This window comes from Aquimarina macrocephali, assembly GCF_051627225.1.
GTDB classification, from domain to species: Bacteria; Bacteroidota; Bacteroidia; order Flavobacteriales; family Flavobacteriaceae; genus Aquimarina; species Aquimarina macrocephali.
This window is the reverse complement of sequence record NZ_CP151795.1, coordinates 2502656-2518080: the sequence shown is the minus strand read 5'-3', so window position 1 is coordinate 2518080 and position 15425 is coordinate 2502656. Positions and strand designations below refer to the sequence as shown.

Annotated in this window: 5 protein-coding genes and 1 pseudogene; 4 read left to right on the top strand and 2 right to left on the bottom strand. The window is 34.7% G+C overall.

What is annotated here, in order from left to right; genetic code table 11:
* Positions 1–2: 2 nt before the first annotated feature.
* Complete coding sequence (locus AAFU52_RS11225) at positions 3–10544, bottom strand: SDR family NAD(P)-dependent oxidoreductase (protein ID WP_438426441.1); 10542 nt, start codon at positions 10542–10544, stop codon at positions 3–5.
* Between the two features lie 257 nt (positions 10545–10801).
* Positions 10802–11389, bottom strand: a complete 588-nt coding sequence (locus AAFU52_RS11220; RefSeq protein ID WP_024769849.1) for a UpxY family transcription antiterminator — start codon at positions 11387–11389, stop codon at positions 10802–10804.
* A gap of 1560 nt (positions 11390–12949) precedes the next feature.
* On the opposite strand from AAFU52_RS11220, the gene AAFU52_RS11215 reads away from it, so the two are divergent.
* The 4 genes and pseudogenes from AAFU52_RS11215 (at position 12950) to AAFU52_RS11200 (ending at position 15403) form a co-directional block, all read left to right on the top strand.
* On the top strand, positions 12950–13147 hold the full coding sequence (locus tag AAFU52_RS11215; RefSeq protein ID WP_024769850.1) for a DUF6196 family protein: 198 nt from the start codon (positions 12950–12952) through the stop codon (positions 13145–13147).
* A gap of 30 nt (positions 13148–13177) precedes the next feature.
* Positions 13178–13336 (top strand): hypothetical protein, encoded by a 159-nt coding sequence (locus tag AAFU52_RS11210; RefSeq protein WP_438426438.1) that lies wholly within the window; start codon positions 13178–13180, stop codon positions 13334–13336.
* Positions 13306–13566: pseudogene (locus AAFU52_RS11205) on the top strand (SDR family oxidoreductase); the annotation flags it as partial. The gene AAFU52_RS11210 and the pseudogene AAFU52_RS11205, both read left to right, overlap by 31 nt.
* 604 nt (positions 13567–14170) lie before the next feature.
* The gene (locus AAFU52_RS11200) at positions 14171–15403 is read left to right on the top strand and encodes an aminotransferase class V-fold PLP-dependent enzyme (RefSeq protein WP_438426436.1); all 1233 of its coding nucleotides are present in this window, start codon (positions 14171–14173) and stop codon (positions 15401–15403) included.
* Positions 15404–15425: the final 22 nt, after the last annotated feature.

Sequence of the window (15425 nt, the reverse complement as noted above, 5' to 3'; positions counted from 1 at the left end):
CTTTAGTATAAATCTTTTAACAATTGATTAAAACTAGTTTCAGAACTTTCTGTCTCGGTATATTCTAGTTCGGTCGTATCACGATTTTGGACTGCATTTATAAGCATTTCAAAATCTTTGTAAGTATCTTTCATTCGCTGCTTGTGTAAGGTGTTGTCAAATGTCAGAGACTTCATCTTAATACATACCTTACCCGATTCATCAGTAAGATCAATATCCACTTTAACCGTATTATCCTCTGGTTTGCTTCCTTTTGAATAACGAACCCAGGCATACAATTCTCTATCGCAGGGAGAAAATAATGTCATAGATCTTATTTCAAATGGTAATAAGGGTTGGTTTAATTGCGGATCCAGATCGGTCAATAAACCAATTGCTAATTGAAATGAGCTCTCCAGAATACTTGGATGAAGAGTATAACTTTCATAATTATCTTCTACAGTTTTTGGTAAACTTAACCGAGCAAGTATTTGATTTTCTCCCTTATAAAAGGCTTTTATTCCTTTAAGAGAAGAACCATAACTCATATCCATCTGCTCTAAAATGTCATATAGTTTTTCAGGATCTAGTGGTTCTGCTGCGAAGTGAGTTTTGAGTTGCATTATATCAAGTTTTGTTAAAGCCTGATCTCTTCCTAGTGCAACTTGTCCTTGACAATGAATTATTTCTTTTTCTCCTTCAGTACTATAAATTTCATAGTCAACTCCTTTGTAATCATTTTCAAAAAGGGATATGTTGACTTCTTTTTTTTCTTTAAAAGTGAACAGGTGTTCCCATGAAATATTTTTTAACTCCAGAATTATCGATTCATTAAGATCTGACATGGCTTTTTCTACTGCTACATAGGCCATTTCCAAATAGGTAGCAAGAGGCATCACATTTTGCTCTTGTATCTTATAATCTTTTACAAAAAATTCTTTGCCACTGAAGATTGAAGTATAGCATTGCTGACTTAGTGTTGAAGAATTATAATGTAACAACGGATGAAGTTTTTCAAATTCTCCATCAGATTTTGACTTTTCACTATCAGCCAGATTAAACCAGTATCTCTCACGTGCAAAAGGATATGTTGGCAAACTAATACGTCTGGGGGTTGCCTGCTTATAAAGTTGCATCCAATCAATATTAATACCTTTTACCCAAGCTTCGGCTAAGTTAGAATAACTCTTATCTCTAAAGTACTTATCTATTAGTGTTTCTGAAGAGTCATTATTTCCTTCTGAATCTATAAAATCTGAACTGTTATTTTGTTTAACCCTTCCATAGAAAACATCTTCTATATTTTCTTTTCGACTTAGATAAACAGAAAGTTTTTCTTTCAGTTGTTCGGCTGAACTTACAACTAGTCCCAAACGTTCAGCCATCTCATCCCTACCAATTTGAAGTGTAAAAGCAAGATCCGAAAGATTATCATTATGTTTTTCTACGTGATCGTATAACAATTGAGCATATACTTTAAGTCGATCTTCGGTTTTTGCTGAAAGTACAATGATATGTGGTTCCTCTGATTCAACTGGTGAATGATCTTCCTTCGGAATATATTCTTCTAAAACGATGTGAGAATTTGCTCCGCCAAAACCAAAAGAGCTTACTCCCGCTCTTCTCGGTAAGGTATTATCTTGATCATCTTTTATAGTTTCCCAGTTTTGTGTTTTATCCACGATGTACAGCGGACTTCCTTTAAGGTTGATGTATGGATTGAGTTCTTCAAAGTGGAGTGTCGCTGGTATTTTTTTATGCTTGAGAGATAACAATACTTTCAGAACACCAGCTATTCCAGCAGCTGTCTCTAGATGACCAATATTAGTTTTTACAGAGGATAAACCGCAATGAGGAGTTTCTGCAGAAGCTTTATTATGCTTTTTATATAATTCTGAAAATGTTTTATTCAGAGCCTGAATTTCAATAGGATCGCCTAAACTGGTGCCTGTACCATGACATTCGATATACCCAATTGTTGAAGGGTCAATACGAGCCTTTTCATAGGCTTCAACCAGCAAATCAGTTTGGGCTACAGGATTAGGAGCCGTAAGCATGGTAACTTTTCCTCCATGGTTTTCGGTAGTTGCTTTTATAACTGCATAAATATGATCTCTATCAGCTTCTGCTTTATCTAGAGGTTTAAGGAATATAGCTCCTGATCCCTCTCCTCGCACATATCCATTTGCACTCTTATCAAAGGTTTTGCATTTCCCGTCACCGCTTAACATACCTGCCATCCCAAATGAAATATAAGCTGCTGGGGTAAGCATTAACTGTACTCCTCCGACTATTGCCATATTACAACTTCCTGTATGTATCGATTCTATTGCCCTATGGATTGCAATCAAAGAACTGGAGCATGCTGTATCAAGTGGAGCACTAGGCCCACGAAGGTTTAATAGGAAAGAAACCCGATTAACCAATACAGAATGGGAGTTTCCTGAAGCGGTATATCCATCAAGCGGAATTTGATTATCTACCAATGAATCTGCATAATCCCTAGTCGCTACCCCAACAAATAGCCCTGTTTTGGTACCGGACAGGTCAGAAACTTTATGTCCCGAATCCTCAATAGCTTTCCAGACGGTTTCTAAAAATATTCGTTGCTGTGGATCCATCATTTCTGCTTCTCTGGGAGAAATTCCAAAAAATAGGGGATCAAACTTATCTACATCTTTCATAAAACCTCCCCATTTAGAGTTGGTCTTATTTTTCTCCTTAAAAGGATCTCCATTGTAGTCTTCCCAATTCCAGCGATCTTCAGGAATTACAGAGACTAAATTCTTTTCGTTTTCCAGGTTTTCCCAAAATTCCTCTAAATCTTTTGATCCTGGCATAACACCGCTCATACCAACTATAGCGATTGGCTGATCAATAAAACGGCTTTCTGTGGATAATCCTATTCCCGAGGTTTGGGTATGTGATTGTTGATCCGATGCACTGCCATTCCATCCTTTATCGATGTTAAATACAACTTTCTCATCATCAGCATGTTGTTCTTTTTTTCTTGAAGATTGGGTAGCTTCTTTCTTGGTGTCTGATGAACTAGAATCACCTGAAACTTTATGAACTCCCAGTACTTCATTTTTATGTTCTCTAGAGAGAAATGTTGCGATTTCCTTAATTGAAGGATATTCAAAAAAGAGTACTGGAGTTACATCCAATTTATAAAATTCATTGATTCGGTTTGCATAAGTTGTTAGACCTATGGAATCAAACCCCAGATCTAATAATATTTTGTCGTACGAAATATCTTCTGGATCCAGTTTCAATAATTCCATAACAATTTCAGATAGCGTACCCCGAACTATCGTGAACAATTCCTTATCTGCCTTTCGATCCACCACCTGTACTTCAGAGTCAAGTGAGGTTACATCGCTTGTCGATACAGGTTCTGAAATTTTCTTCTCATTAATGCCCCAGGCTCTTTCTATTTTTTCCTGTATTCCTTCTAATACTATGAATTGAGTTTTTTTGGCATGAATACCTTTCTCAAATGCTTCCAAGCCAGTTTCAATACTTAAAGGTTTTATTCCCAGATTTTTTTTGAAGAAGAGTTCAGTTTGTTCATCCAATTTCATTCCTCCATCTGCCCACAAAGACCAATTAAGGCTTAGTGTTACTCCTGATCGTTCTCCCTTTTCCTGTAACGATTTTCGTTTACCGGCAAAGGAATCCATAAAGTGATTGGCAAATGAATAATCACACTGGCCTGCATTTCCTCCAACTGCTGCAAGGGATGAAAACGTCACAAAAAAGTCCAGGTTTTCATCTTTGGTTACTTCATCCAAATGGAGAGTTCCATATACCTTAGGAGCAAAAACCGCTTCCATTTCTTCACGTGTTTTATTTCTTATGTATGAATCTCTTAAAACACCTGCACTGTGAATGATTCCGTTGATTTCTCCAAATTTTGATTTCGTCTTTTTAATAAGGTTCTCAACATCTTTATGGGTAGAAACATCTGCTGACATATACATTACCTCGGCACCGGTTTCATTTAATTCATCTAACTTGGCTTTACGTTCACTCGAGAGTTTAGATCTACCAGTAAGCACCAATCGCGCTTTACATTGAGTGGCTAAATATTCAGCAAAAATGAGCCCCAATCCTCCTGCTCCTCCGGTAATAATATATACGCCTTTTTCTTTCAATCCCAAACCATCGGTAGGGCCAGAACCTTTAGCTTGGAGTAGAGAAAATTCTTTTACTTTTCTGATATAACGTTCTTCTTCCTGGTAACGAATAGTCATCGCACTAAAAGTATCAGGATGCAACTCTGTCAAAACTATATCCAGGATTTTATCATAAGAACTCTTTGACTGTTGGATTTCCAAGATCTTGCAATACAGTTTTGGATGTTCCATCTGAAGGGTTTTAGCAAATCCATTCATTGCTTCATGATGCGGTTGGATACTATCATTTTGCCCTAAATACAGATATAATAATTGAACATTATCGAGCTTTTGTTCGATCAGCGATTGGCATAGGATAAGGAAGGAGTAAATGCCTTTATTAAACGATCTACCTAAAAACCCTTCGTTATACTCGCCTTCTTCTTTTAATGCTATATCTATTGGCCACGCAAAACATATTTTCTTGATAATATCCTTATTCAAAGCTTCAAAAAGATTCTTAAAATCCTTATCATTTTGTGGATTAATCTTGTACCTCTGATCACTTAATTTCTCATAAGAATCTCCAGGTTCGACCAGTATAATATCGTCATCCTTCTTAAATCGATTTTTATAAACTTTTCGGAGTTTTTCATCTGGACTAAAAAGTAAAATAGGCCCTGATTCATCAAGTGTTACTTTTTCTTGTTCTAATGAAGATTCCTGCCATTCGTGAGAATAATACAGTTTTGAATATTCTTCTTCTTTGGTCTGATCCGGCTTTTCGTGAACACTAACAAGTGGAACTCCTATAGACTCCCTAATTTTTACTAGGATCATTCCGTTTTCATCCACAATAAAAACATTCACCTTAGATACTTTAGAACCAGGGTTATTTACCTTTTTGACATAACTAAAACATTTTGATTTTAGTGGTTGCATAATTTCGACTTCGCCAATTGAGTACGGTACAAACATTTCTCCGGTTTGTGCTCCTAATTGTGCCGCCATACCTGCTTGGAAAGAACCATCCACAAGGGAAGGGTGAAGCAGATAATCATTAAAATCGTTGTTTCTGATTTCTGGAATAAGAAGTTCTCCTAATATTTCATCGTCATTTTTGAAAATATCCTGAAGCACCTGAAAACTTGGCCCCAAATCCAGTCCCAGTGATTTAAAAAGTGGATATGCTTCCTTTCCATTGGTAACTTTTGAACATCTCGTACGAATTTCTTCTAAATCTATATATTCGGGTACTGCAGTCAACTCCTGATGGGTTGCGTATAGAAGTTTCCCTTGCGAATATATCTGCTTTGCATTATTTTCTTCTTCACTAAATACTTCAAAATGCACAGATTCTCCATTAGGTTTCAGTTCAATAAATACTTCTCTGGGAGCCGAATCAACTACCGTGAGTGGACTTAACCAGAGGATATTTTTAATCATTTGAACTTTTCTTCCCGTCGCAAGTTCTCCGGCTTTTCTTGCAAAATCCAGATAAGCAACACCTGGTAAAGTTGGGATCTCCGATACCAGATGATCATATATAAAGAAATCCCTGTCATGAAAAGTTTTCTTGAAAACCTGTCTTTCGAATGTCGATTCATTAGAATCGATTAACGGATGAAGGGCTGTGGTTGAATGTAAGGTAAGGTTAGATGATTCTGAAGTATCATCAGAAATCCAGTGTCGCTTATCTGCAAAAGGGTAAGTTGGCAAAGAAATCTTTACTCCTGTTTCCAGAGCTTGTATTCCTTGCCAATCTGCAAGAAATCCAACACTCCAGAGTTGGGCTAGTTTACTTAAATCTCCACTCTGAGATAAGAATTTAATAAACTCTTCTTTCTCCTTACGATTTAATAAACGTGTAATATTTTGACTGTTTTTTACTTCTCCAACATGCATCGTATTGTCTTGCTTGCCGTCAATAAATGAAGTAAGTTTTTGAACCAGTTCTTTTTTTGTTTTTGCAATAATAACCAGGCGATGATCAAAAGATTTTCTTCCTATTTGTAAAGTATGAGCTATATCTTTACTGTTAAGTAGTTCTTCTTCTGATAAATCTTTCTGAAGGAATGTGCGCAAGCGAACTGCTGTTTCCCGAAGTTGATTTTCATTTCTGGCCGAAAGCGGAAAGATATACTCTTTAAATTTTGAAGGTAATTCTTTTTGTTGCTCAACTGGAGTTACGTATTCTTCAATGATAATATGTGCATTGGCTCCTCCTGCTCCAAAAGAACTAATTCCTGCTCGAAGAGGGTATTGAACACCATCAATTTCCTTAGGTTTCCATTCTTTAACCGTTTGCTCTACATAGAAAGGTGAATTTTTAAAATCGATGAAAGGATTTAACTCAGAAGAATGCAGGGAAGGAACAAGTTTTCTATGTTTCATTTGCAAAAGTACCTTGTGCAATCCTACGATACCCGCTGCGGCTTCAAGGTGCCCAATATTGGTTTTTACTGAACCTATAGAGCATTCTTGTTTATCTACATTATATTCCTGAAAGGCAGTATTTAAACCCGAAATTTCGATAGGGTCACCTAGTTCTGTCCCTGTTCCGTGCGCTTCTACATAACCAATGCTTCGGGCGTCAATTTTTGCATTCTCTAATGCTGCAGTAACTACCTGTGCTTGTGATTTAGGACTGGGCACCATAAATCCACTGGTTTTTCCACCATGATTGACGGCGATACCTTTGATCACTCCGTAAACATGATCTCCATCCTTTACTGCTTTATCAAGAGGTTTAATATAAACGGCACCAACGCCTTCACCAGCTACATAGCCGTTAGCACCTTTACCGAAGGTACGGCATACGCCATCTGCTGAAAGTGCTCCTCCACTTTTATTAATATCTATTTTACTTTGATGTACATCAAGATTAACTCCTCCTACAATGGCGCCAGAGCATTCTCCTTTATAGATTGCTTCACAGGCCAGATATAATGCACTTAGACTCGAGGAGCAAGCTGTATCTATAGGTAAACTCGGGCCAGAAAGGTTAAAAGCATACGACACGCGATTGGCAATGCCCCATAAATGTGAACTGGGACTAACAAAATTCCCTTTTAGTTTTTCTTCTGTACCGACCACCTGATAAAGTGTCCATACTGCTCCTACATAAACTCCTATATTTCGGGGAGCATTGTCGTCTATTAATGTTTCTGGGTAATAACCAGCATCTTCGAGTGTTTCCCAGGCCACTTCAAGAAAAAGCCTTTCCTGAGGATCCAAATATTCTGCTTCTCTAGGAGAGATATTAAAAAACAGCGAATCAAATTTGTCAACATCATCGATGAATCCTCCGCGGTATTTCTCTGAAAATTTATTATGAAGGCGTTGCTCAAAACGGGTATCGGGGATATCTTCAACACAATCTCTTCCTTGAACCAGGTTGTTCCAGAATTCATTCATGTTTTTGGCCTTAGGGTAACGGCCGGCTATCCCAACAATAGCAATATCTCCTGTTTGGTAAGGTTTATTACTTTGTATACCCTCATTTGCCTCAGTTTCCTTTACCTCAATATCTAGATCAGTTTGTGTAGATTTTTCTTTGGTTGCCGAATCTATTGAAGAGGCTCCAGAATTAAGTGTTTTTGAAACTACTTCTCCAGAAGGGTTATGATATTTTTTGAGTTTAAAATTGGTATAGATATTCCCAAATGTTTCTGATTGATTTTCCTCTGGTAAGATCTCAGAGATATTATTTTTTTTCTTAAAGGCTTTAATCAACCTATTGGTGATTTCCTCTATTTTTTCATGTTTTAAACCCACCGGAATGGCCAAGCGCACCAGATTATTAATTTCTGTGTCTTTTTGCATTCCTACATTATGAGCCCCTGCACGAATCCCAGTATTTAGATATAACCAGGATACAAATGACGCTACAGGGTACTTAAATGATTTAAATTCGGGAACCTGTTTAACATCAATCAATATACAGTGTCCTAATGCTGGTTGTACGACAGGAATTCCTTGTTGTTTTAAAACTCTCCAGATTGTCCGTACAGATTGTAGTCTATTACGGACTCGAGTCTCAATTTTATTCTTGTTCTGAAAGGATAACGCAATAACTTTCTTATCGATTACATCAAGCCCAATGCTTTCTTCCTGAACAAAATTTTGAATTTTATTGTAGAGTTCAACATCATTAGTACCGATCAATCCTCCTTTGTCTACACAAAAATTCTTAGCCAGACTTGTAATTATAGCATCTGCATAAGAGGTCATTTCCTTTACTACATCCCAAACATTTTTACCAATAAATTCGTTTTCATGTTCCAAGATAAATAAAGCATTTTCTACAATTCTTGTAGTATCAAAAACAAGAGGAATTGCATATTCTGAAAGGAAATTTTTGACTTGTTTGAGATGCTGTAAGGATACTGGCGCTCCGCCGGCTGCATTATCATTCATCTCGATAAAAACAAAAGCCACAGACTTCGGGTCTTCTTCTACTTGCTTTTTAAGAGTCTCCCAATTTAGGTTTCCTTTATATTGTTCTTCAGAATCTAGTCTGTACACCTCGGGATGTGGTAGCTCTATTGGTGTAAATCCATTTTCAATCTGATGAAAAATCGTGGTAGGAAAAAGTAAATTCTGAAGCACTTTTCCTTTTTTAGGCCATGATTTACAAAAAGCACGTTCTGCAGTACGACCTGCAGTAGTTAACGTAAAATAAGAAAAAGGGAAAACACTTCTTAAGCTCTCGACCAGATCTACCGGTTGTTGAAGCTGCGTATATAAAAAGCCTAACTGGTTTTGAATAGCGGGTAACTCCAATTGAGCCCACGAGTCGGTTTTCAGATCAAACGTAACCTGATCATCTGGAATATTCAATGGGTTATAACCATACTCTGATAACATAACAGATCGCTCTTCTCCTTGAATCACCAATCTGTGTTTCTCTTCCTGTTCATTTCCTTTAACCTGATTAAATTTTCCAATTGTATTTGATGTATCCTGTTTCCTTGTTTTTAGTTCTGATGCAGCAGCTTGCTTATTTAATTTGGAGAAGGTGTGATTTTCTTCATCTGAAGTTTGCATTTTCATTGGATCTGCAATCATCATAATAATGTCGGTTACATTATCAGGGTTGCTTCCTACAGGCCTAGAAAGAAATACAGTATTATGCTCTGGTCTAAATTTATTTTTGAACTGTAAATTTCCTTCATCATTAAAAATATTTTGCCCACGCAGATAATCCAGTGTTTTGTCCAGTTCAGAATCTGCATTTGATGAAGAGTCTAGTTTACAACCATACGTACCTCCTAAACTTAAAGTGGTATACTCTTCGGCTTCTAAAATTTTGATAATATTCACGATTGCAAATTCTAATCCTCCTAAGGGCATATCCTTTGGGTAGAATTCTAAATCCATTAAATACCCATTTTCTTCTGATGACAATCTTGAAATAAGGATTACGTTCTGTAGGACATCGTCAAGATATGTTAGAAAAAGCCTGTGTTCTACACTTAAATTACCAGATAGAATTTCTTCTTTAACCATATAGATGAGTGGGTTAACCATTGTCCTGGGGGCGCACCATTCATCTATAATTCTGGCAATATTTTTATCTATCTTTTTATCAGAACCATTCTGGTATTCTTCGGTTCTGCATTTTCCTGTCCTTTCAAACTTTGATACCTGATAGCGTAAACGACGCATCTTGCTTCCTTGAAGCGTGAAGTTTTTTATATTTACCCTTGACAAAACGCCAAAGGGAGTAGCAGTAAATAAAACTCCTCCAATCGAATCTATTTGTTCGACTGTGAAAAGGTTGAGTTCAAAATCATTTTTGGTACAGTATTGATATATTTCTTCTGTAATAATGGGTAGATAATCTTTGGCTCCTGTATAGCTATATACTAATATGATATCCTTATAACGGCTATAGTTAAAGTATCCCTTTTTATCGGCGCCAATAAAAAGATTAGGAGCTATATTCCTTGTACCTCTTGATGCAGAACCTTCATTCTTATGTTGATTAAAAAGCTTTTTTACTAATTCCTGTAACTCAGGATGTTTAATAGCTTCTTTTTCTAGTATAAGAATGGCCGTTTTTTGCGAAGTATTTTTTAATTGATTGTTAACTACTTCCGAAATTTCTTCGGTAGAATTTAATGTTTCCTCATCAGAATGCTCGGTTACATAAGTTTCTTCTCCTTCTTTCTTAAATTTTTTCTGAAGTACCTCCTCATATTTATCAACGAAATAATGACTTAAATCACCGATATTGAAATTTTCAAAAAGTAAGGTTTTTGGTAAAGTTCCAAATTCCTCTTCTAATTTCTTAATAATCTGCAGAATACGAAATGAATCAATCCCTAATTCCTGAAATGGAGTAGAAATACAATTATCTCCTATTGATATTTCAGCAAATTCGGATATAAGAGATGTAAGATAACTCTCTGTTGATTCTAATAGTATTTCTTTATCTATCATTTTCTTTGTAATAACTATGAAAAGGTACCTGAATAGTTAATATTTTGTTGAGTTTTTGTAGTTGTTATACTGCAAAAACTCAACAAATACCTCTGATACTTTTTATAAAAATTTATTAATATCTATTCGTTCCCTTCCTCGAGTATAAAAGTGCTTTTTTCGTTTTAAGCAGATTTAACTTTAAGACATAAGGTGAATAGTGTTAAACATCTAGATTAACACCGAAGGGATATTTTGAAAATACAGGGAGTGGGTGGCTACTTTTCTTTAACTGTACAGGGACTATTTACTTTTTGTAAAATATTGGTACAAACATTAATAAACACTGTATGGTTTATTTCTTTGAGACGAATCCCAAATCTTGTTTTACCTTTTTCCTGTACCAAAATGCCTTCGTGCCCGGTTAAAGGCCCGTGAACAATTTTTACTTGCTCTCCTTCGCAAAAAATAGTTTCGACAGAAACATCTTGTTCAAGTAATAGCATTTTTTTAATAGTATTTATATCATTTGGTGGAATGACGGAAGGATTTTGTCCACATTTAATATATGTAGCTATTTTGGGAATTCTGGAGATATCATATATCTCGCTCATTTTAGTATTTACGAAAATATAGCTTGGAAAAAGTGGAGATTCTATGAGTTTTTTCTGTCTATTTTTCCAAACTTTTAATGTTTTAGTCAATGGAAGAAACGCATCATATTCTCTTGCTAAAAGATCGTTGTATACTATTTTCTCGGCACGTGGTGAAGTATAAAAAACATACCAGTTTTTTTCATTTCTTTTTCTTCTTCTCTCCAGTACCGTTCTCGGATATATGGTCTGATTAGGTTTAGGTGTATTCATTATTTAAGTCGGTTTATTAAGAGTTGATAAAATATCTTTAATCTTCTAGGATCAATTAATAAAGTTGGAATATCAATAGATCTTAGATACGTGGTTGTGGATAAATATATTTAACAATTGGACATACTTATGGTTGGTCAATTAGCATTTCCAATCAACTGATTCTTATTTGGTTTTAAAAAATCTGGTTAGGTTTAGGTGTAGCCATTATTTAAGTCGGTTTATTAAAAGTTGATAAAAATCTTTAATCTTCTAAGTTCAATTAAAGAAGTTATGAGCATCAATAGACGATTGTAGATATGCATTTTTAAGATTGGACATACTTCTGGTTGGTCAATTAGTATTTTCCAATCAACTGATTCTTATCAATTTAAAAAAAAGTAATTAATGGGGTATTGGTAATATTAAGATTCGAAAAAGTTCGAATATCACACCGGGGGTTGGTCAGTTAGCAAAATTTGCTTTTGACCTGTGTTCACTTTTTAAACATTTCTTATCTCTAATAAAAAATAAGAAACGATAATGAAACTTCACTTCGTTTTTTTACAAAGATTATTTCACCAGTAAAATTATAATGACTTTCTCACATATCTTCTTAATTTTATGTTAATTTTATAATGCGTACTAGTATAAATAACAATTTGAACACACTGCATTTTTCGAGTAGATTCAAACAACCACAAAGCATTATGACTCAATTGATTACAATTTTAAAATTCTTAATCAGCGCTCCAAAAAACAGAAAAAAGCCTATTTAGTAAGCGTTTATATTCCTAATAATATTTTGTTGAGAAGCATAATATCCTTTATCAGGATAACCATTAATGATGTTCTTTGCAAATACAAAGTTGTTTATTAAATAACAATTTACAGACTTCTGAAGGCATTCTATCCATAGTGAAACAGTCTTCAAATTCTTTGAAACTTATATTTTTAGTTTATTAGTATCGTTGAGGGATTTTTAGGTATAGTCGAAAATAATAAATTGAATTGAATAATGATGTTTATTTCCAATTCACTTAAGGTATTCGTCTGTCCAAGTGCATTTTGATTAGACATATTACTGTTTGTATATTCCTATGAAGTTGGCCCCACCTATTTTAAATCTAAAAGAAGAAAAAACAAGAAGCGATCAAAAATAAAAAACCCTTTGAAAATCAAAGGGTTGATCTAAGTACTAATCAGAAAAGTAAGTGTATTTTAGTCCCCTACTATTCTTAAGCGAGACGCTATATAGCATAAATTGAAAAAACACTCCATCTACTTTCTATTTGCTTTTATATGCATCTCTTGTAAAACAAATAATGCTAAAACTATGAGCAATCAAGTCATTAAAGAATTTAAAATTATTGGAATTTCTATAAAAACAACCTATGAAAATGGTAATCTGCCAAAGACATAGAAATAATATGGGAGAAATTTTGGAATAATGGGTCATGGAACTTCCGTTTGCGAAATTTCTTATGAAGATGACAAACTCATTCTAAAGGAGGAATTTGAAATGTCCACTGAAAGTGGAAAAAAGAGCTTGGAGTAAACATATTTAAAGAATTATAATCAATGTATATTAGTAAAGAAAGTAAAGAGGAAACTGAAATAAGATTAATCAGAGTATTAAAATCAGCAAACTTTAAGGTTTATCAAGAACCATATTATTTCAGAGAGTTACCTTTAAATAACTTTGTAATGGACCCTAATGCATTAGCTATTGTTAGAGATGATGAGATAATCAGTTACATTCACGAATTAAGAACATAAACTGTACACAACAATATAAACTCACCCGAAATGAAAGAGCAAATCAAAAAACATTTTAGTAGATATGTTGAGTTTAGTGAAGTGGAAATAGACGAAATCTACTCAAAATTCACTCAAAAGACTTTCGAAAAAAAAGATTATTTACTTAAAGAAGGTGAAATATGCAAAAGGCAGGTTTACATTCTTTAACTCAACATTTAGCTATGGAATTAGCAGATGATAATATCAGAGTTAATGTAGTTTCTCCAGCAGTAGTAAACACACCCGTTTATCATGGAGTTTTTGGAGGGAAAGAAGAAGCTGAAAAAGCATTGGAAGGCTTTAATGGATTTCATCCAATTGGTAGAAATGGTAATCCTTCCGATGTTTCGAATAGTATTTTATTTCTACTCTCAGAAAAAGCATATAGCTTAGTATAAAAGCCAGTTGCCAACAACGAGTATAATTAATTACTAATTGGAAACTGGCGCACGTCCTTTTCCGTAACTACTCATACCCAAACACTTGGCAAATTTAAAAAACTGACCTAATGTAAAATATGACAAAAAATAAGATATATTTTGCTGAACCTCTTTCTAGCAGAGCTGAAAACTCTTAAATCAAAAACTTTGATTACAAATTTAAAATATTGCTTTTAAGGCTTTTACACACTAAAGAGATGAAGATGAATTAAACAAGCCACCTTCTCAAGGAATAATGCAATTAAAAAGAAAGAAGGCTATTTTCAACTTAGATGTTAAACAAGTATTAGATTGTGATATTTAATTGTTTGTTTTAGATAGAAGGGCACCAGATGTAGGAGCCTGTAAGGAAATAGTATACAAGTAAAAAATGCCTAAACGAGTTTTTTATACTTAGATATGACTCGATTTTTGATAGAATACTTCAGTGAGTATTTATTATTCATATTTAACTTTTTATGTGATGTACATCACATAAAATTCGTGATTTACACCCTATTAAACTGAACTCAAATTCCTCAATTTTGTAATGTAGACCATTACTTAAAACTACTATTTAATAATGAAACTTGATTTAGAATTTGTACGCTCACAATTTCCCGCTTTTTCAGAACCTACTCTAAAAGGGTGGGCATTTTTTGAAAGTGCCGGAGGATCCTATCCTTGTATGCAAGTAATTAATAGATTGACCGACTTTTACATGAAAAACAAGGTGCAGCCTAATTATCCCTATCCAGCTTCTATGTTGGCGGGAGAATTGATGGAGACTTCTTATAAAAGAATGGCTGATTACTTGAATGTTCAAGATTCAGAAATTCATTTCGGCCCATCCACAACTCAAAATGTTTATGTTTTGGCAAATGCTATGCGTCCAATGTGGAAGGATGGTGACGAAATCATTGTTTCTTGTCAAGATCATGAAGCCAATGCAGGTGCATGGAGAAAATTAGCAGACCAAGGAATAAAAATTGTAGAGTGGCACGTAGATTCGGTAACAGGATTGTTAAATTTAGATGAATTAGAAAGTTTATTTTCTGACCGCACAAAAATGGTTGCTTATCCACATTGTTCGAATGTAATAGGTCATATTAACCCTGTTAAAGAAATTAGCCAAATAGCTCATAAGAATGGGGCACTATCAGTGGTTGATGGAGTTGGTTTAGCTCCACACGGTTTTCCGGATGTAAAAGATCTGGGAATGGATATTTATCTTTTTTCATTGTACAAAACCTTTGGACCTCATCTAGGGTTGATGTACATAAATAATGAGTTGATAGGGCAAATGGAAAATCAATCTCATTTTTTCAAGGATGGGATAACAAAGAGTATGTTAACACCAGCAGGACCTGATCATGCGCAAATTGCAGCTGCTAACGGAATATTAGATTATTTTGATGCGGTTTATAAACATCATTTTGATGAGGAAGCAGAACCTGCTCAGAGAAACAAAGCATTGAATAGATTATTTCACGAACATGAAAGAACCCTTTTGGAGCCCTTACTTGATTTTTTAAGATCTTGTGATAATGTTCAAATAATAGGTCCTGATAATACAGAATTAAGGGCGCCAATAGTTTCTATTATCCCTAAACAAAAAAAACTTAAAAATGTTTATGAATCCTTAACAGGGCACAAATTAATGCTAGGTATAGGCAATTTTAATTCGGTTCGACCTCTTATAGATTTAGATATTCCAAGGCAACCTGGAGTTTTAAGAATTTCTTTTTTACATTACAACAGTATGGAGGAAATTAATCAGTTGTTAAATGGATTAAAAGTCGTGCTTGAGGACTAATTTTAATATGCTGTCATACACG

Excerpts from the sequence above, each read along its gene's own strand:
- AAFU52_RS11220 (WP_024769849.1), bottom strand. The coding sequence starts at position 11,389 with ATGAATACACCTAAACCTAATCAGACCATATATCCGAGAACGGTACTG.
- AAFU52_RS11200 (WP_438426436.1), top strand. The coding sequence starts at position 14,171 with ATGAAACTTGATTTAGAATTTGTACGCTCACAATTTCCCGCTTTTTCA.
- AAFU52_RS11215 (WP_024769850.1), top strand. The coding sequence starts at position 12,950 with ATGTATATTAGTAAAGAAAGTAAAGAGGAAACTGAAATAAGATTAATC.
- AAFU52_RS11210 (WP_438426438.1), top strand. The coding sequence starts at position 13,178 with ATGAAAGAGCAAATCAAAAAACATTTTAGTAGATATGTTGAGTTTAGT.
- AAFU52_RS11225 (WP_438426441.1), bottom strand. The coding sequence starts at position 10,544 with ATGATAGATAAAGAAATACTATTAGAATCAACAGAGAGTTATCTTACA.